This window comes from Sphingomonas sp. Leaf412 (assembly GCF_001425405.1).
GTDB lineage: Bacteria > Pseudomonadota > Alphaproteobacteria > Sphingomonadales > Sphingomonadaceae > Sphingomonas.
Window position 1 is genome coordinate 729,743 of sequence record NZ_LMQP01000001.1, and the last position, 19,103, is coordinate 748,845.

Below are 19,103 nucleotides of genomic sequence, written 5' to 3' on the forward strand. Positions count from 1 at the left end.
TGACGACATGCGTGCCTTGGGTTTCCTGCTTCTCGCCAGCGCGGCCACGCCCGCGTCCGCGCAGGAGACGACCACGACGCCCGCCCCCGCGACACAGGCGCCGGCCGAGGCGGCGGAGCCTGTCGAGGGGGAGGAGGAAGCCGCGGACCTCGTCGTCACCGGCGCGCGGCAACCGGGCGCGGTGGCGGGGGACATCACGCCCGAACTGCAATTGTCGCCCGCGGACATCCGCAGCTACGGCGTGGGATCGGTCGCCGAACTGCTGACCGAGCTGGCGCCGCAGACGCGGTCGGGGCGGGGATCGGGCGGGCCGCCGGTGGTGCTGGTCAACGGGCGGCGCGTGTCGGGATTCCAGGAGATCCGCGACCTGCCGACCGAGGCGATCCTGCGCGTCGACATCCTGCCGGAGGAAGTCGCGCTGAAATACGGCTATCGCGCCGACCAGCGCGTGGTGAACTTCGTCCTGCGCAACCGCTTCCGCGCCGCGACGGTGGAACTGGACCACCGCGTCGCCACCGACGGCGGGCGGCAGCAGCCGGAGGCGGAGGTCGACCTGCTGCGCATCCGCGGCGGCGATCGCGTCAACCTGCACCTGGAACATACGCAGGCGGGGAAGCTGACCGAGGCGGAGCGCGACGTGCGCCAGCAGGCGACCGATTTTTCCGTCCCCGGCAACGTCGTCGGCGCGGGCGGCGCCGCGCTCGCCCCCGGGCTGGGCAATGTGGCGGGCGTTCCCGCGGTCGCGGCGACGCGCCCGCCCGCGTTGTCGGACTTCACCCCGGCGGCATCGACCACGGACCAGGCGCGCTTCCGCACGCTGCTGCCCGATACGCGGACCGCGGCGGCGAACGGCACCTATGCCACCAGCGTCTTCGGCAACGTCGCCTTTTCGGTCAACGCCACCGCGGAGCATAACCGGACGCAGGCGGATCGCGGCCTTCCCACCGCCTCGCTGTCGCTGCCCGCGGGCAATCCCTATTCCCCCTTCGCCGCACCGGTCACGGTCGCGCGCGCGTTCGACGTGCCGGGCGCGCTGGAGCAGCGCGGGGAGAGCACGGACCTGCACCTGGGCACGACGCTGAACGGCGACGCCGGGCGCTGGCGCTGGACCGTCACGGGCAATGCGGACCGCAACGCCAGCGATACCGTGACGCAGACCGGGCTGGACCCGAGCGCGTTCAACGCGCGGCTGGCGGCCGGGGATGCGGGCGCCAATCCCTATGGCGCGATCGACCTGCCGCGGCTGGCGGACAATATCGGCCGGTCGCGCAGCACGTCGCTCGGCCTGAACGCGCTGGCCAGCGGACCGGCGTTCGCGCTGCCCGCGGGAGACGCCAACGCCTCGATCCGCATCGGCGCGTCGAGCAACGATTTCTCCAGCCGCTCCTCCCGCCTCGGCGTCGTGCAATCGGCGCAGATCGCGCGCGACATCGCCAGCACGCGCCTGAACCTGGACCTGCCGATCGCGCGGCGCGACGTGGCGCTGTCCGCGCTGGGCAATTTGTCGCTGAACGGGAATCTGGAGGTGGAGCGGCTGTCCGATTTCGGCACGCTGGTTTCGCGCGGCTACGGCCTGAACTGGTCGCCGGTGGTGGGCGTCCGCGGACTGGTATCGGTGACGGACGAGGAGAATGCGCCGGGCGCGTCGCAGCTGGGCAACCCGCAGGTGCTGACGCCCGGGGTGCGCGTGTTCGATTACGTCACGGGCACCACCGCCACGGTCACGACGCTGACCGGTGGCAACCCGGGCCTGCGCGCCGAGGATCGCCACGTCGTGAAACTGGGGCTGGACATCAAGCCGTGGACACAGCGCGACATCGGCTTCGTCGCCAATTACGTCACCAGCCGCACCGACGATGCGATCGCGGGCTTCCCCACCGCCAGTGCGGCGATCGAGGCGGCGTTTCCCGACCGGTTCCAGCGCGCCCCCGACGGCACGCTGCTGCGGATCGATTCGCGACCGATCAACTTCGCCCGGACCGAGCGATCCGAGCTGCGCTATGGCGTCAACCTGTCCTTCGCGATGAAATCCACGGTGCAGAAACAGCTGGAGGCGTTCCGCGCGGGCACCGGGCCCAATCCGTTCGCGGGGTTGCGTCCGCCGGGTGGAGCCCGGCGCGAGCGGCCCGCGACGCAGCCCGACGGCAGCGCGGTCCCGCCGCCGGCGGGCGCAGGCGCGCCCCCGGCCACGGACGGTGCGGCTGCCCCGGCGGAGGGCGGTCGACGCTTCGGCGGGCGCGGCGGTGGCGGACGTGGCGGCGGCGGGCGGGGCGGGTTCGGCGGTGCAGGCGGCGGCGGGCGCGTGCAATTCGCGCTGTATCACACCTGGCACCTGACCGATCGCGTCACGATCGCGGACGGCGGCCCGGTGCTGAACCTGCTCGACGGCGATGCGATCGGCAGTTCGGGCGGACAGCCGCGGCACGAGCTGGAGGGGCAGGCGGGCTATGCCAACAATGGGCTGGGCGCGCGGCTGTCGGTCAATTTCCGCAGCGCGACGCGCGTGAACGGCGGCACCCCGCTGGCGCCCGAAACGCTGGATTTCGGGAGCCTGGCCACCGCCGACCTGCGCCTGTTCGCGGACCTGGGCCAGCGGCTGGACCTCGTGCGGAAGTACCCGTGGCTGCGCGGCAGCCGCGTGACGCTGAGCGTGGCGAACCTGTTCAACCAGCGGCAGCGCGTGACCGATGCGACGGGGGCGGTGCCGATCGGGTTCCAGCCGGCGTATCTCGACCCGCTGGGGCGGACGGTGCGATTGTCGGTGCGGAAGATCTTCTTCTGAACGCATCGTGCTCCCGCGACGGCGGGAGCCCAGGGTTCCAACGGCAAACGGCTATCGCCTGGCTGGGCGCTGTGTCTCCGCCTGCGCGGGGATACAGGGGCGAGACTAAAGCCCCACCTTCCCCGCCAGCCACGCCGCCGCGACCGCGGGGGATCGCTTGTCGGTATCGCGGTCGACCATATAGTTCGCCTCGCGCATCGCCTCCACCGGCACGCGTCCGATCATCGGGCGAAGCGCGGCGACGATCCGCGCATCCCCGGCCGCGCGGGGGGACAATAGCAGGATCGCGTCGTAGCCGGGGATCGCGCGCTTCGGATCGGTCAGCACGGTCAGTCCGTCCGCCGCGATGCGGCCGTCGGAGGAAAAGGCGCTGATGACGTCGGCGCGCCCGCTTTCCAGCGCGCGATACATGAACGTGGGACTGTATGGCGTCGTGGCGGCGAAGCGCAGGCCGTAGGCGTCGCGCACCGCGGCCCATTCGGGTCGGTCGAGGAATTCCAGGTCCGATCCCAAGGTCAGCGTCGGCGCCGCGCGCGCGAGGTCGTCCAGCGTCGCGATGCCCGCGCCGGGGCGCATCGCGAAGGCATAGGCATTCTCGAACCCGAGCGACCCCAGCAGGGTCACGCCGCGTACCCGTTTCGCCCAGTCCCCTATCGCCGCCACCTGCGCGGCGCGGGGCGGCACGTCGGTGCGCTTCATCTCGCCCGCCCAGATCGTGCCCGCGTAATCGACATAGGCGTCGACGTCGCCGCCCGCGACCGCGCCGAACGCGACCGCGGAGCCGAGCCCGTCGCGATAGTCCACGCGATAGCCGGCGCGTTCCAGCCGTGCGCCGATCAGCCGGGCGAGGATATATTGCTCCGAAAAGTTCTTGGCGCCGATCACGACGCGCTTCTCGCCGGACGACCACAAAGGCGCGCTCGCCGCCACGGTCGCCGCCGCGAGCACGCCCAGCGCGGCCCAGGTCCACGACGGACGGCGCCGCGCCACGCCGCGCTCCGCCAGGGCCAGCAGCGCGTCCACCGCCAGCGCGAGCGCGGCGGCGGAGACGCAGCCGGCGATCACCAGCGTCCACGCCTGCGTCTGCAACCCGGCGAAGATCAGGTCGCCCAGGCTGGGCTGACCCACGGTGGTGGACAGCGTGGCGGCACCGATCGTCCACACCGCCGCGGTGCGGATGCCCGCCATGACGAGCGGCAGGACAAGGGGCGCCTCCACCAGCCGCAGTTTCTGCGCCGCCGTCATCCCGACCCCGTCCGCCGCCTCGATCAGCGCGGGGTCCAGCCCGGTCAGCCCGGTCGCCAGGTTCCGCACGATGGGAAGCAGCGCGTACAGGGTTAGTGCCAGCAGCGCGGGCAGGAAGCCCAGCGCGGGCAGGCCGCCGATCCACAGCAAGACGGGGTAGAACAGCGCCAGCAGCGCCAGGCTGGGGATCGTCTGCACCAGTCCCGCGACGCCCAGCACGACGCGTCCCACCCCCGGCCGCCGCGCCGCGACGACGCCGAGCGGGAGCGACAGCACGATCGCGAGCGCCAGCGCGCACATCGCCAGCAGCAGGTGCTGCGCGGCAAGATCGGGCACGCGGGCGAACGCCTCCGTCACGGCGGGACTCATCGCGCCATTCCCGCCAGCCGCGCGGCCTGATCGCGCGGCACCGCGACCAGCGCCTGCGCCGCATCGCCGCCCGCGCCCGCCAGCAGGGCGGCGGGCGTCTCGTCCGCGACGATCCGCCCCGCCTGCATCACCAGCACGCGCGACGCGTGGAGCAGGGCCTCCGCCATGTCGTGCGTGACCATGACGGTGGTCAGCGACAATTCGTCGTGCAGCCGCCGCACCGCCTGCGCCAGCGTCTCGCGCGTGATCGCGTCGAGCGCGCCGAACGGTTCGTCCATCAGCAGCAGCCGCGCGCCCGTCACCAATGCGCGCGCGACGCCGACGCGCTGCCGCTGCCCGCCCGACAGCTCCGCGGGCATCCGCGTCGCGACCCCCGCGGGCAGTTCGACCAGGTCCAGCATCGCCGCCGCCCTGGCCGCGTCGGGCGTGCCCGCGATGCGCAGCGGCAGCGCGACATTCTCCCCCACGGTCAGGTGCGGGAACAGGCCGACGTTCTGGAAGACGTAGCCGATCCCGCGCCGCACCCGCCACGCCGGGCCGCCGGCCACGTCCGCGCCGTCGATCGTCACGCGGCCGGTATCGGGGACGACCAGCCGGTTCGCCATCTTCAGCAACGTGGACTTGCCCGATCCCGACGCACCGACCAGCGCGACGAAGCCGCCGTCGATCGTGCAGGATACGCCGTCCACGGCGACCGTGCCGTCGCCGAAGCGTTTCACGACCGCGTCGAAGGCGAGCGTCGGTGCGGAAGTCACTGGCATCGCAGGCGACGATGGAGGATGGGACCGCGGTTCACAAGCGGAAGGGCGGGGCATGAAGGCGATCCTGATAACCGGCGGCGGATCGGGCATCGGCCGCGCGGTGGCGGCGCGGTTCTCGCGCGAAGGCTGGCGCGTCGGGCTGGCGGACATCGACCCTGCGGGGCTGGCCGCGACCGCCGCCCTGCTGCCCGCGGACCGGACCAGCACCCACCGCATGGACGTGCGCGACGCGGGTGAGTGGGAGCATGTGCTGGCGGAATTCGTGGAGGGCGGCGACGGGCGGCTGGACGTGTTGTTCAACAACGCCGGGATCGCGGCGGGCGGCGCGTTCGGGGACATGCCGCTCGATACGCTGGACCGCGTGCTGGACGTGAACTTCCGGGGCGTCGCCTATGGCGCGCGGCTGGCCTACCCGTATCTGAAGGCGACCCCCGGTTCGTGCCTGCTGAACACCGCGTCGGCCTCCGCGATCTACGGCTCGGCGGGCCTGGCGGCCTATTCCGCGACGAAGTTCGCGGTGCGCGGACTGACGGAGGCGCTGGACGGGGAATGGGCGGCGGACGGCATCCGCGTGCGCAGCCTGATGCCCGGATTCATCGATACGCCCCTGCTGTCGGTCGCGGTCGACGGCGGCAACCGGTCGGCGCGCGACACCGTGGTGGAGGCGGGGCTGGAATTCACGCCGGTGGAGACGGTCGCGGACCTGGCGTGGGATGCGGTCCATGGCGATCGCGTCCATATGCTGGTGGGCAAGACCGCGCGGCGGCTGGCGTTCGCGGCGCGGTGGATGCCGGGGCGGCTGCGCAAGATGATGCGGTCGCCGCGACGTTAGGGTTGGCGCGAAAGCGCGAGGAAGATGATTTTCGCGCGGAGGCGCGGAGGACGCAGAGGGGTTGCGTACTGGGCCGCCGGATCTTTTCACGATCAGGCCGTGAGGTTCGGTGCGCTACCGCGCGACGAACACCTCCGCGTCCTCTGCGCCTCCGCGCGAACCCATTCTGCTTCGTCGCTATCCCCCCAGGATCCCGTCGATCGCGCCCGCCAGTTCGATATCGCGTTCCGACAGGCCGCCCGCGTCGTGCGTGGTCAGGAGGACGTCGACGCGGTTCCACACGTTCGTCCATTCGGGATGGTGGTTCATCCGCTCCGCCAGGATCGCGACCTGCGCCATGAAGCCGAACGCTTCGGCAAAATCGGTGAAGACGATCGTGCGGGTGATCGCGTCGCGGCTGTCGTCGTAATCCCATTCGGGCAGGCCATCGAGCGCGTCCGCGCGCTCCGCCTCGCTCAATTGTTCGACCATGCGCTCTTCCTTGCCGCCGACGGGACACGAGGGGTATGGCCGCTGGCATGAGCGCGCAAGAGACCTTGGGAGCGGCCCCGTCCGCCGACGCGATCGAAGCGCACGCCCGCGCCACGATCGAGCGCCTGCCGGCGGCATTCCGCGCGCATCTGGGCGATGTCGTCCTGCTGGTGGAGGAGGAGGCGGACGCGGAGACGCTCGCCGCGCTGGATATCGAGCATCCGCTGGACCTGTCGGGCGTCTATGTCGGGCGTCCGGTGGGGGAGAAATCCGCGTTCGACAGCGGCGCGATGCCCGACCGCATCCATCTGTACCGCCAGTCGATCCTGGCCGAATGGTGCGAGACGGGGGTGCGGCTGGACGATCTGGTCGCGCATGTCACGATCCACGAGATCGGGCATCATTTCGGCCTGAGCGACGACGACATGCACGCGCTGGAAGCGGCGGTGGGCGATTGAGCGCGGCGCTGGCGGTCCGCGACCTGACCGTTGCGCGCGGCGGGCGCGTGCTGGTCGCGGGGCTGTCCTTCGCGGTGGAGCGCGGCGGCGCGGTGCTGGTGACGGGGGCCAATGGCGTGGGCAAGTCCAGCCTGTTGCGCGTGCTGGGGGGGCTGGCGTGGGCGAACGTGCCGTTGCTGCGTCCCGCGTTCGTCGCGCTGATGGCGGAGAACGCCGCGCTCGATCCCGAACGGCGGCTGGGCGAGGCGCTCGCCTTCTGGGCGCGGCAGGATCCCGCGCCCGATCCGCACGGGCGTGTCGCGGAGGCGCTGGCAAATGTGGGGCTGGACGACCTGACGGACGTGCCCGTGCGCCTGTTGTCCACGGGCCAGCGCCGCCGCGCCGCGCTGGCGCGCGTCGTGGCGTCGGGCGCGGACCTGTGGCTGCTGGACGAGCCGGCGACCGGGCTGGATGTGGCGGCGGTGGTACGGCTGGAGGCGCTGATCGCGCGGCATCGCGCTGGGGGTGGTGTCGTGGTGGTGGCGACGCACCAGCCGCTGGCGCTGCCGGATGCGGTCGAGGTGGCGTTGTGAGCGTAAAGCCGTACGTGTGTCCCCGCGAAGGCGGGGACCCAGTCTGGACTCCCGCTTTCGCGGGAGCACAAGGGACCGTCGCATGACCGCGCTGATCCTGCGCGACCTGCGTCGGTACTATACTGGCGGCGGGGCGACGTTGACAGTGGCGTTCTTCCTGCTGGTCGCGATCCTGTTTCCCTTCGCGATCGGCCCCGACGCCGCACTGCTCGCGCGGGTCGGGGGCGGGATCCTGTGGGCCGCCGCGCTCCTCGCCGCGCTGATGCCGGTGGAGCGGCTGGTGCAGCCCGACCTGGAAGCGGGCGTGCTGGACCAGCTGGTCGTCCGCGGCCATTCCCCCATCGGGATCGCGGCGGCGAAGATGGCGGCGCACTGGCTCGCCTTCGCGCCGCCGCTGATGCTCGCCGCGGTCGTCGCCGCGGCGTTGCTGGGCCTGCCCGCGGACCGGCTGCTGGCGGTCGAGGCGGGGCTGCTGCTGGGCACACCGGGCCTTGCCGCTTTGTCGATCGCCACCGCGGCGCTGGTCGCGGGGTTGCGCGGGGCGGGGGCGGTCGCGGGGCTGGTGATGCTGCCGCTGGCGGTGCCGCTCCTGATCTTCGGCGCGGGGGCGATCGACGGCGGCGCCGGCGTCGGGACGGCCACGGGCGGGCTGAAGCTGCTGGCGGCGGTCAGCCTGCTGCTGGTCGCGGGCGCGCCCTTCGTCGCGGGCGCGGCGATCCGGGTCGGGATGGAATAGGCGGGCGCGCCGAAACGGGTCGCGGGCGGTCGCCGCGCGTTGTAAGGGCGCGGGGATGCTCCGCCTCAGCGAATTGAAACTGCCGCTCCACCACGCGGACGAGGCGTTGCCGGCCGCGATCTGCAAGCGGTTGCGCATCACGCCGCGCGAGCTGGTGCGCTTCGCCGTCGTGCGCCGCGGACATGATGCACGCGACCGCAGCAACATCGCGCTGGTCTATTCGGTCGATGCCACGGTGAAGAACGAGGCGACGGTGCTGGCGCGCTGCCGCCGTGACCGCGACGTGCAGCCGACGCCCGACACGCGCTATCACCCGCCGGTCGCCGCGCCCGACGACGCACGTCGTCCGGTCGTGATCGGCGCGGGGCCGTGCGGCCTGTTCGCGGCGTTGATCCTGGCGCAGGCGGGATACCGCCCGATCGTGCTGGAGCGCGGGAAGGTGGTGCGCGAGCGGACCAAGGACACGTGGGGCCTGTGGCGCCGCCGCGTGCTGACCCCTGAATCGAACGTGCAATTCGGGGAGGGCGGTGCGGGCACCTTCAGCGACGGGAAGCTGTACAGCCGGATCAAGGATCCGCGGCACCTGAACCGCAAGGTGCTGACCGAGTTCGTGAAGGCGGGCGCGCCGCCGGAGATATTGACCGAGGCGCATCCGCATATCGGCACGTTCCGCCTGGTCACGATGGTGGAGAGCATGCGCGCGACGATCGAGGAGCTGGGGGGCGAGTACCGCTTTTCCACCCGCGTCGACGGGCTGGACATCGATGCCGCGGGGGGCGGGCGCCGTATCCGGGGGCTACACCTGAACGGCGGCGGCTATCTGGCCGCGGACCATGTCGTGATGGCGGTGGGGCACAGTGCGCGCGACACCTTCGCGATGCTGCTGGAGGCGGGCGTGCATGCGGAGGCCAAGCCGTTCTCGATCGGGGTCAGGATCGAACATCCGCAATCGTGGATCGACCGCGCGCGCTTCGGGCACGAGGCGGGGAAGGAGATCCTCGGCGCCGCGGAATATCACATCTCGCATCACTGCTCGAACGGCCGCACGGTCTACAGCTTCTGCATGTGTCCGGGCGGCACCGTCGTCGCCGCGACGTCGGAGGAGGGGCGCGTCGCGACCAACGGCATGAGCCAGTATTCGCGCAACGAACGCAACGCCAATTCGGGCTTCGTCGTGGCGATCGACCCGGCGCGCGACTTTCCGGGCGACCCGCTGGCGGGCATCGCGCTGCAACGACGGTTGGAGGAGAAGGCGTTCGTCGCGGGCGGATCGAACTACAGCGCGCCCGCGCAGCGCGTCGGCGATTTCCTGGCGGGGCGCGCGTCGACCGCGCTGGGGTCGGTGGTCCCGTCCTACCGCCCCGGCGTGACGCCGACCGACCTGTCGCACTGCCTGCCCGATTTCGCGGTACAGGCGATGCGCGAGGCGTTGCCCGTGTTCGGGCGGCAGATCCGGGATTACGATCACCCCGACGTCGTGATGACGGGCGTCGAGACGCGCACGTCGTCGCCGGTCCGCTTCACGCGGGGCGAGGACGGGCACAGCCTGAACACCGTCGGCCTGTTTCCCGCGGGCGAGGGCGCGGGCTATGCCGGCGGTATCCTGTCCGCCGCGGTCGACGGGATCAGGACCGCGGAGGCGGTGGCGCGGAGCATCGCGGGCGCGTGACGTTGCTGCTGTTCAACAAGCCGTATGGCGTGCTGAGCCAGTTCACCGACCGCGGATCGCCGACCACGCGCGCGACATTGTCCGACCATGTCGACGTGCCGGGGGTCTATCCCGCGGGGCGGCTGGATCGCGACAGCGAGGGGCTGCTGCTGCTGACCGACGACGGCCGGTTGCAGGCGCGGATCGCGGACCCGCGGTTCAAGACGGCCAAGACGTATCTGGTACAGGTGGAGGGCGAGCCCGACGACGCGGCGCTGGCGCGCCTGCGCGGCGGCGTGACGCTGGCGGACGGGCCGACGCAGCCCGCCGTGGTCGAGCGGATCGACGACCCCGCGCTGTGGCCGCGCGATCCGCCGATCCGCGTGCGGCGGAATATTCCCGACCGCTGGCTGTCGCTGACGATCCGGGAGGGGCGCAACCGACAGGTGCGGCGGATGACCGCCGCGGTGGGGCATCCGACGCTGCGGCTGGTGCGCTGGCGGATCGGGGAATGGACGCTGGACGGCCTGCCGCCGGGGGAGTGGCGGCGGGGGTGAGGCGTCGTCATCCCGGACTTGATCCGGGGTCGAGAGCTACGAGGGACATCGCCCGCAATTCTGGATCCCGGATCAAGTCCGGGATGACGGGGAAGGCTTACCCCAACCGTTCGCGTGCCACGCGTTCCAGCACGGTCAGCGGCATCGCCCCCATCGCCAGCACGCGGTGGAATTCCTTCGGGTCCCACTTCGCGCCCGCGCGCTTCTTCGCCGCGTCGCGCAGCTCGACCCATTTGGTGTGGCCGATCTTGTAGCTGCACGCCTGCCCCGGCCAGACGGTGTAGCGGTCGATCTCCCCCTGGCTGCGCCCGCGCGCGATGCCGGTGGTGGCGATCAGGTAATCGGTCGCCTTCTCGCGGCTCCAGCGCTTCGCATGCATGCCGCTGTCGACCACCAGGCGCGTGGCGCGGAACAGCAAAGATTGCAGATAGCCGACCTGGCCCAGCGGATCGCCGTCGTACATCCCCATCTCGTCCGCCAGCTGCTCCGAGTACAGCGCCCACCCCTCGGAATAGCCCGAATAGAAGCCGCGGCGGCGGATCAGCGGGATGTCCTGGCTTTCCAGCGCGGACATGACCTGGAGGTGATGGCCCGGCACGCCTTCGTGATAGCTGAGCGTGGCGAGACCGAATTTCGGCCGGTCGAACGTGTCGCGCAGGTTGATGAAATAGATCGCGGGGCGCGACCCGTCGAGCGAGGCGGCCTGGTAATAGCCGCCGGGGGAGCCCGCCTGGATCGCTTCGGGCACGCGGCGCACCTCCACGGTCGCCTTGGGCAGGATCGCGAACTGTTCGGGCAAACGTTTCGTCATCGCGGCGACCTGCGCGCGCAATTGTTCCAGCAGCGCCTCGCGCCCCGCGTCGGTGTTCGGATACAGCTGGTCCGGACGCTTGTTCAGCGCGACCAGCCGGTCGCCGACGGTGCCCTGTGCCATCCCCTGCTTCTTCAGGATGCCGTCGATCCGCGCACCGATCTCCGCCACCTGCGCCAGGCCCAGCCGATGGATCTCGTCGCCGGTCAGGTCGGTCGTCGTCGCGGCGCTGGCGGCGGCGGCATAGTAAGCCTCGCCATCGGGCAGCCGCCACACGCCCGCGTCGTGCGTCGCGCGTCCGCGCAATTCGGTCAGCAGCGCGCGCTGGCGGTCGAGCGCGGGGAACACCTTGTCCGCCATCAGCCGGTCGACCGCGGCGGCGCGGTCGGCGGGCAGGTTCGCGGCCTTCAGCTTGGCGGCGATATCGGTGGCGGGGCCGGTCGCCTCCGGCGCCTTTCCGCGTACCGCGTCCAGCTGCTTCAGCGTGGTGTCGAGGATATAGTCGGGCGCGAACACGCCCTTGGCCGCATCCTCGCGCTGGCGTACCGTCTCGTCCTCGATCGCGCCGGCGAAGGCGGCGACGCGCGCGACATAGGCGTCGGCGTCGGCGGCGTCCCTGATGCGGTGCTGGTTCGCCAGGAAATCGGGCACGTCGCGATACGCGCCGGTCAATTGCGTCAGGACATAGGGGGCGTAGCGCCCCGCGCTGGCACCGTAGCCGTAGCGTTCGCCCGCGACGACACGGTCGAGGCTGTACAGGACGATGTCGTAATCCAGCTTCGCCGCGTCGCCGAGCGCATCGCGCGGGATCGCCTTCAGCGCGGCCATCTCCTGCTTCGCGCGCGCGAACTGCCGCCGCTCGCCCGCGCGGCTGCCGTCGCCCAGCTTCGATCGCAGCGCGGCGCGCGGACCGGTGTCGAGGCCGAGCGAGGTCGCGCCCTCCGGATTGTCGTCCAGACGCGCGTAGAAGAAGCGGTCGAGCAGGGCGCGCAGATCGGCGTCGCGCGCGCCCGGGGCGGCGGCGGCGATGCGGGGAAGGGCGGTCGCGGCGGTCGCGAGGCTGGCGGAGGCGAGGAACTGACGGCGGCGCATGGATACTCCCGAAGGCTGTGTCGCGGATCACGCTGGCGGATGGCCGGACCTTTGTCGAGCGATGGGCGATGTATCGGCCATGCCCCGGCACCATATCCGTCGCAGTCACGATCCCGGCGGCCAAGGGTTTGAAAACATGGATGACGACGTCACTGCGCGATCGAGCAGGGTGCCCAGCGGACGCCTTTCGCGGCTGGGGTCGTTCGGGAAGCTCGCGGGCGGGCTGGCGGGCGGCATGGTGGCGGAGGGCGCGCGCCGGATCGCGGCGGGGGAGCGGCCCAGGATGGGCGACCTGATGCTGACCCCCGCCAACGCCACGCGCGTCGCGGATCAATTGTCGCACCTGCGCGGCGCGGCGATGAAGCTGGGGCAGATGGTGTCGATGGACGGGGGCGACTTCCTGCCGCCCGAACTGACCGCGATCCTCGCCCGCCTGCGCGAGCGCGCGCACCACATGCCGCCCAAACAGCTGGACGCGGTGCTGGCGGCGGAATGGGGAAAGGGATGGCGTGGCCGCTTCGCGCATTTTCAGGCGCATCCCGTCGCCGCCGCCTCCATCGGGCAGGTCCATCGCGCGCGTCTGCCCGACGGGCGCGAGGTGGCGGTAAAGGTGCAATATCCCGGCGTGCGCAACAGCATCGACGCCGATGTCGACAATGTCGCCACGCTGCTGCGCGTGTCCGGGCTGCTGCCGAAGGAGATCGACGTCGTCCCGCTGCTGCGCGAGGCGAAGCGGCAGTTGCACGAGGAAGCGGACTATCGGCGCGAGGGCGCGATGCTGGCGCGCTACGGCGCGCTGGTGGCGGACCTGCCCGACCTGATCGTGCCCGCGCTGGTGCCCGAGTTCACCACCGACCGCGTGCTGGCGATGACGTTCGTCGACGGCGTGGCGGTGGAGACGCTGGTCGACGCGGCGCAGGCGGTGCGCGACCGTGCCGCCGGGTTGCTGGTGGACCTGGTCCTGCGCGAACTGTTCGACTGGGGCGTGATGCAGACCGATCCCAATTTCGCCAATTACCGCTGGCAGGCCGACCCGGCCCACCCGGACAAGGGGCGGCTGGTATTGCTCGATTTCGGCGCGGCGCGCGCCGTGCCTGGGGAAACGGCGGACGGATACCGCCGGCTGCTTTCCGCGGGCCTGTCGGGGGACAAGGGGGCGGTGACGCGCGAGGCGGTGGCGGCGGGCTTCCTGGGGCAGGCTGCGGTGGATCGCCATGCGGACGCGGTCGACCGGATGCTGGACGTGATCCTGGCCGAGCTGAACCGCCCCGCCGCGTTCGACTTCGGCGACCGGGCCTTCGTCGCGGGATTGCGCGAACAGGGGATGGCGATGGCGGCGGATCGCGCGACGTGGCACGTGCCGCCGATCGAGACCCTGTTCGTCCAGCGCAAGATCAGCGGCACCGCGCTGCTCGCCACCCGGCTGAAGGCGCGGGTCGATGCGCGGGCGAAGATCGCGGCGGCGCTGGCCGGGGATCACCGCCCGGTCGGGTGAACCTCCGCCAGCCGGTCGGCGAGTTCGGCGTTGCGGAACGGCTTCGCCAGGCGCGGCAGGTCGCCCGCGATCCCCGCCACATCGGCATAGCCCGACACGATCAGCGCGGGCAGCGCGGGGCGCGCGGCGCGCAGGGCCCGGACCAGCTGCTCGCCGTTCATGCCGGGCATCAGGTGATCGGTCACCAGCACGTCGGGCTCCACGCCCGTGTCGACCAGGCGCAACGCATCCTCCGCCGACGCCGCCTCGACCACGTGGTAGCCCAAGTCGTTCAGCATGTCGGCGGTGCTCATGCGGACCAGGTCCTCGTCATCCACCAGCAAAGCGACGCCGCGCGCGCTGGCGGCGATCGCGGTGGGGGCGGGCGCGTCGGTCGAAGGGCAGGCGTCCGGGCTGACCGGCAGCCACAGGTCCACCGTCGTTCCCCGCCCCGGCGCGCTGTCGATCGTCAGCGCGCCGCCCAGCTGCGCCGCCAGCCCGTGCGCCATCGACAGGCCCAGGCCCGTGCCCTTGCCGATCCCCTTCGTGGAGAAGAACGGCTCGATCGCGCGGGCACGCGTCTCCTCGTCCATGCCGACGCCCGTGTCGACGATCGACAGGCGCACGTAATGGCCGGGGCGCAATCCCGTCGCATCGTCGGACGAAATGCTGTCGCGCGCGGCCGCGATCGTCAGCGTGCCGCCGTCGGGCATCGCGTCGCGTGCGTTCACGCTGAGGTTCAGGATCGCCATCTCCAGCTGGTTCGGGTCCGCCTGCGCGGGCGGCAGGTCGTCCGCCATTTCCACCCGGATCGCGATGCGCGGTCCCAGCGTGCTTCCCATCAATCCGGCCATGCCGTCGACCAGGCCGGGCAAGGCGACCGCCGCGGGCTGGAGCGGCTGGCGACGTGCGAAGGCCAGCAGGCGCTGGACCAGCGTCTTGGCGCGCTCCGCCGATTGCAGCGCGCCGTCGATCAGCCGCCGTTCGCGATCGTTCCCCAGGCCGCGGCGCAGCAGCATGTCGAGCGAGCCGATGATGGGCGTCAGCAGATTGTTGAAATCGTGCGCCACCCCGCCGGTCAGCTGCCCCATCGCCTCCAGCTTCTGCGACTGGCGCAATGCCTCCTGCGTCTGGAGCAGTTCGCGCTCGCGCGCCTTGTCCTCGCTCAGGTCGCGGCCGATGGCGATGAAGTTCACGCCGTCGGGTTCGGGAGAGACGGTCCAGCCGATCGGGGTCCATGTTCCCTTCGTGGTGGCGATGCGGTTCTGGAACCGGGTCGGCAGGCCCGTCCGGCTCATCTCCTCGATCGCCGCAAGCGTCACGTCGGTGTCGTCGGGATGCATGAAATGCGCGTAGGGCGTGGCGAGCAGGTGGCTTTCGGGCCAGCCCAGGACGTGCGTCCACGCCGGGTTCACCGCCGACATGATCCCGTCATAGCCGGCACGCGCCAGCATATCCTCCGAATGGAGCCACAACCGGTTGCGCTCGGACGCATCGGCCGCGCGTTGCGCGCGTTCGGCGAGGATACGATCGGTCGTCTCCACGCACAGGCAGAACAGGCCCGCGACGTCGCCGTCGCGGCCGCGCACCGGCAGGTACGAGAAGGCGAAATGCGCCTCCCGCGGTCGTCCGGGCCGTTCGAGCGACAGCGTGAGATCGTCCATGTGGACCGGCACGCCCGCCGCCACCCGGTCGAACAGGGGCGTCAGTTCCGCCTTCACTTCCGGCCAGACGTGGAAGAAGGGGCGCCCCAGCGCGTCGGGATGCCGATCGGCCAGCATCGGGGCGTAGGCGTCGTTGTAGAGCAGCACGTGATCGGGGCCCCAGCCGAGGAACATCGGCTGCGTCGCCGCCAACATGACGCCGACCAGCGCCCGCAGCGGCTCGGGCCAGCGGTGCGGCGGCCCCAGCGCCGTGGCCGACCAGTCCATCGCCCGGATCAGTGCGCCCGCCTGTCCCCCTCCGGCGATGAAGGTCAGGTCCGGACCCGATGTCGCAGCGTCGGTGTCGTCACGCATTCGGCTCGGCTTCTTTCCTTTGTTATCCGTTTCCTAGCGGCGGCCCGGCGGGATCGCCAGTATCCGGGCACGACGACCGCCGTGCATTGCGCCCTCCCGGCGACCGTCCCTTCCCCAACGGCAGCAGCCGGATGAGAAACGCGCTCGCCTCCGCGGGCGGCGGGGTCAGCCCGGATTCGATCCATGCCAGCAGGAAGCCGCTGACCGCGCCCGCGACCGTCCCGATCCCCAGCGCCTCGGCAATAGGGTCCCCCTGCGCGGCGAGGAACGGTGCGACGGTCGGCAACGTCGCGATCTGGTCCTTGAACAGGGTTACCGCATTGGTGCTGGACGACCCGTCCAGCAGCGGGCGGTACAGGCGCGGTTCGGCGGCGATCCGTTCCAGCGCGAAGCGGCAGGTGGCGACGTTCGCATCGTACCAGTCGACGCCGTCGCGGACCAACCGCGCGGACAAGGCGCGCTGTTCGACCAGATCGTCGTTCAGGCGATCGACCAGCAAGGCGTTCACGCTCGCGAAATGGCGATAGAAGGTCGGCCGTCCCACACCCGCCTCGCGCGCCAGAAGGCTGACGGTGATCGCGGCATAATCCAGTCGCGCGATCAGCCGTTCCAGCGCGCCGTGCAGCGCCGCGCGCGTACGCCGTCGCCGCCGGTCCTCCCTGGCGCCCCCATCCCCTTCCATGCCCCGTCATCCTACGCTTCGGTCCGGCGCGCAACCGCCGTCCGCGAGCGATGATAGGATACACTTGTATCGTAACTCCGCGCGCTTTAGGGCCGGGGCAGCGACGCGACCCGACGAGGCCGCGCGAGGATGATCGGGAGAGGTGACGATGAAGTCGACCAAGTGGCGCATTCTGGCATCGGCGGCACCGATGTTCCTGGCGACGGCAGCGGGCGCGCAGACGTCGGACCCCGCCACGACGACGGCCACCACGGCCGAGGCGACCGACGATAGCCCGACCACGGGCCTGGGCGACATCATCGTGACGGCGCAGCGCCGCAGCGAGAACATCCAGAACGTGCCGATCTCCATCACCGCGGCCGATGCCGACGCATTGGCGACCGCGCGGGTCGAGAACATCTCGAACATCCAGGCGATCAGCCCCAGCATCAGCTTCCGCGTGACGAACATCGCGTCGTCCTCGGCCAACGTCATCATCCGCGGCCTCGGCACGACGGGCAACAGCCGCAGCTTCGAAGGCTCGGTCGGCGTGTTCATCGACGGCGTGTACCGCAGCCGCGCGGCGTCGGCGTTGCAGAACTTCCTCGACATCGACAACCTCCAGGTCCTGCGCGGGCCGCAGGGGACGCTGTTCGGCAAGAACACGACCGCGGGCGCGCTGCTGCTGACGTCGACCCTGCCCAGCCCCGACCGCATCGAGGGTCTGGTCGACATCGGCTATTCCAACTTCAACACCGTCCTGACGCGCGGCGCGGTCAGCGTGCCGTTGACCGACACGCTGTCGTTCCGCATCGCGGGCCTCGCCTCCACGCGCGACGGCTATTTCCGCGACGCCACGACCGGCCGGCCGCTGAACAACGACGCGAGCCAGGCGGTGAAGGCGCAGTTGCGGTTCGAGCCGAGCGATCGCTTCTCGATCCGGCTGATCGGCGACTATGCGCTGTCGCAGGGCAATTGCTGCTACGCGACCGCCAATTACGTCGACGGACCGACGCAACCGCTGGTCGACGCGCTGACGCGCGCCAACGGCCGCGCGGTGCCGTCGCGTCGCCTGTCCGATTACAGCGCGTCGCTGAACGCCACCAATCGGCAGCGCATCCAGGATTACGGCGGCACCGCGCTGGTCAACATCGGGGTGGGCGAGGGCGAGATCCGGTCGGTCACCGCACTGCGCAAGTTCACCGTCGGGCAGCGCGATGCCGATGCCGATTTCTCCGGCGCGGACATCCTGAACCTGGACGAGGATTTCTCCAGCCGCTTCTTCTCGCAGGAGCTGACCTACAACGGCAAGATCGAGGCGCTGAACGCCGACGTGGTGCTGGGCGGGTTCTTCTCGGACGAGAAGCTGGAAATGGGGCGCGACCTGTCGTGGGGTGCGCAGGCGCAGCCGTACTGGAACACGTTGCTGGCCGCGCGCGGGGTGCCGGCGGGGACGGCGGCGGCGGTGCAGGGGCGCGTCGCGAACGAGATCATGGGCGGGCGCGCCAAATCCTATGCCGCGTTCGGCCATGTCGACTTCGCGATCGGGACGAAGTTCAACGTCATCGCGGGCCTGCGCTATTCGATCGAGGAAAAGGAGGGCGCGTTCCGCTACGCCTTCTACGATCCGCGGCCGAACGCGATCTTCAAGCTGCTGGGCGTGTCGCCCGGCCCGGCCTATGACGCGAGCACGACCGACAAGGCGCTGAGCGGGACGTTCGGCCTGCAATATCGCCCGGTCGACGACGTGATGCTGTATGCGACGTACAATCGCGGCTTCAAGGCGGGCGGCGTCAACATCGATTCCAACGGTGCGGGCACGTTGCTGAACAACCCGGCGGAATTCAACGCGCTTCCCGCCGCGGTCCGCGGGCTGGTGCTGGCGTTCAACCCGGGCGCGACGCTGCAACAGCCGCTGAGCCCGGTGTACGAGCCCGAAACCGTCAACGCGGTCGAGGTGGGCGCGAAGATCGAGTATCTCGATCGCCGCGCGCGCAGCAACATCGCGCTGTTCTACTACGACATCTCCAACGTACAGATCGCGCAGTTCGTCGGCCTCCAGTTCACCGTCCTCAACGCCGATTCGGCGGAGGATTACGGGGTCGAGTTCGAAAATCTGTTCCAGTTGACCGACGCGATCACGATCGGCCTGGACGGCACGTGGCTGCCGCGCGCGCGCTATGCGCAGGACGGCGGCATCGACCCCGTCCTGTCGGGATCGCGCTTCCGCTTCGCGCCCAAGTTCCAGGGCAATGCGACGGTCAATCTGGATCAGCCGATCACGGACGAGATGAACCTGACCGCGCGAGTGCAATATCAGTACAGCGGCCCGCAGCTCATCAACACCGCGTCGCTGACCGAGCGGCGCGCGGTGGGATTGCTGAACGCCAACCTGGGCGTGAAGCTGAAATCCGGGCTGAGCGTCGAAGGCTGGGCGCAGAACCTGACGAACGAGGCCTATGCCTCGCAATCGTTCAACACCCCGCTCCAGACCGGGGACCAGAACGCGTATCTGGCGCCGCCGCGGACCTACGGCATCCGCCTTCGCGGGCAGTTCTGACGACGCGGGGGGACCTTATCGCGCCGCGATCGTTGAGCGGGTCCCCCCACAGGAGC

General features: G+C 70.9%; 15 protein-coding genes. 9 read left to right on the forward strand and 6 right to left on the reverse strand.

The window, feature by feature from the left end:
* Positions 1-7: 7 nt before the first annotated feature.
* Positions 8-2,782 (forward strand): hypothetical protein, encoded by a 2,775-nt coding sequence (locus tag ASG29_RS03490; protein WP_055980106.1) that lies wholly within the window; start codon positions 8-10, stop codon positions 2,780-2,782.
* Between the two features lie 105 nt (positions 2,783-2,887).
* On the opposite strand, the gene ASG29_RS03495 is transcribed toward ASG29_RS03490, so the two are convergent.
* Positions 2,888-4,396, reverse strand: a complete 1,509-nt coding sequence (locus ASG29_RS03495) for an ABC transporter permease/substrate-binding protein (RefSeq protein ID WP_055980108.1) — start codon at positions 4,394-4,396, stop codon at positions 2,888-2,890.
* Positions 4,393-5,157 (reverse strand): ATP-binding cassette domain-containing protein, encoded by a 765-nt coding sequence (locus ASG29_RS03500; RefSeq protein WP_055980110.1) that lies wholly within the window; start codon positions 5,155-5,157, stop codon positions 4,393-4,395. Before ASG29_RS03500 ends, ASG29_RS03495 begins: the two co-directional genes overlap by 4 nt.
* Before the next feature lie 52 nt (positions 5,158-5,209).
* Between ASG29_RS03500 and ASG29_RS03505 the strand changes: the two genes are divergently transcribed.
* The gene (locus ASG29_RS03505) at positions 5,210-5,989 is read left to right on the forward strand and encodes an SDR family oxidoreductase (RefSeq protein ID WP_055980113.1); all 780 of its coding nucleotides are present in this window, start codon (positions 5,210-5,212) and stop codon (positions 5,987-5,989) included.
* Between the two features lie 177 nt (positions 5,990-6,166).
* Here ASG29_RS03505 and ASG29_RS03510 read toward each other — a convergent pair whose 3' ends face one another.
* Positions 6,167-6,460 (reverse strand): 4a-hydroxytetrahydrobiopterin dehydratase, encoded by a 294-nt coding sequence (locus ASG29_RS03510; protein WP_055980116.1) that lies wholly within the window; start codon positions 6,458-6,460, stop codon positions 6,167-6,169.
* A 47-nt stretch (positions 6,461-6,507) separates the two neighbouring features.
* On the opposite strand from ASG29_RS03510, the gene ASG29_RS03515 reads away from it, so the two are divergent.
* The 5 genes from ASG29_RS03515 (at position 6,508) to ASG29_RS03535 (ending at position 10,431) form a co-directional block, all read left to right on the forward strand.
* Positions 6,508-6,918, forward strand: a complete 411-nt coding sequence (locus tag ASG29_RS03515; protein WP_235532747.1) for a metallopeptidase family protein — start codon at positions 6,508-6,510, stop codon at positions 6,916-6,918.
* Complete coding sequence (gene ccmA, locus ASG29_RS03520; RefSeq protein WP_055980126.1) at positions 6,915-7,490, forward strand: heme ABC exporter ATP-binding protein CcmA; 576 nt, start codon at positions 6,915-6,917, stop codon at positions 7,488-7,490. Before ASG29_RS03515 ends, ccmA begins: the two co-directional genes overlap by 4 nt.
* 82 nt (positions 7,491-7,572) lie before the next feature.
* Positions 7,573-8,226 carry a heme exporter protein CcmB gene (locus ASG29_RS03525; RefSeq protein WP_055980129.1) on the forward strand — a complete coding sequence of 218 codons (654 nt, stop codon included), beginning with the start codon at positions 7,573-7,575 and terminating at the stop codon, positions 8,224-8,226.
* Positions 8,227-8,281: 55 nt separating this feature from the next.
* Positions 8,282-9,895, forward strand: coding sequence for an NAD(P)/FAD-dependent oxidoreductase (locus ASG29_RS03530; protein ID WP_055980132.1), 1,614 nt, complete (start codon positions 8,282-8,284; stop codon positions 9,893-9,895).
* Complete coding sequence (locus ASG29_RS03535; protein ID WP_055980136.1) at positions 9,892-10,431, forward strand: pseudouridine synthase; 540 nt, start codon at positions 9,892-9,894, stop codon at positions 10,429-10,431. The genes ASG29_RS03530 and ASG29_RS03535 overlap by 4 nt, the downstream gene beginning before the upstream one ends.
* Positions 10,432-10,528: 97 nt before the next feature.
* Here ASG29_RS03535 and ASG29_RS03540 read toward each other — a convergent pair whose 3' ends face one another.
* Positions 10,529-12,334, reverse strand: a complete 1,806-nt coding sequence (locus ASG29_RS03540) for a DUF885 domain-containing protein (protein ID WP_055980139.1) — start codon at positions 12,332-12,334, stop codon at positions 10,529-10,531.
* A gap of 136 nt (positions 12,335-12,470) precedes the next feature.
* Here ASG29_RS03540 and ASG29_RS03545 point away from each other — a divergent pair, with 136 nt between their 5' ends.
* Positions 12,471-13,829: an ABC1 kinase family protein gene (locus tag ASG29_RS03545; RefSeq protein WP_055980142.1), complete on the forward strand. Its 1,359-nt coding sequence runs from the start codon at positions 12,471-12,473 to the stop codon at positions 13,827-13,829.
* Here ASG29_RS03545 and ASG29_RS03550 read toward each other — a convergent pair.
* Together ASG29_RS03550 and ASG29_RS03555 are read right to left on the reverse strand one after the other, a co-directional pair.
* The gene (locus ASG29_RS03550; RefSeq protein ID WP_055980145.1) at positions 13,811-15,826 is read right to left on the reverse strand and encodes a PAS domain-containing sensor histidine kinase; all 2,016 of its coding nucleotides are present in this window, start codon (positions 15,824-15,826) and stop codon (positions 13,811-13,813) included. The two genes, ASG29_RS03545 and ASG29_RS03550, sit on opposite strands and share 19 nt — an antisense overlap.
* 22 nt (positions 15,827-15,848) lie before the next feature.
* Positions 15,849-16,508, reverse strand: a complete 660-nt coding sequence (locus tag ASG29_RS03555) for a TetR/AcrR family transcriptional regulator (protein ID WP_055980149.1) — start codon at positions 16,506-16,508, stop codon at positions 15,849-15,851.
* A 148-nt stretch (positions 16,509-16,656) separates the two neighbouring features.
* On the opposite strand from ASG29_RS03555, the gene ASG29_RS03560 reads away from it, so the two are divergent.
* Positions 16,657-19,047, forward strand: a complete 2,391-nt coding sequence (locus ASG29_RS03560) for a TonB-dependent receptor (RefSeq protein WP_082515636.1) — start codon at positions 16,657-16,659, stop codon at positions 19,045-19,047.
* The last annotated feature ends 56 nt before the right edge of the window (positions 19,048-19,103 follow it).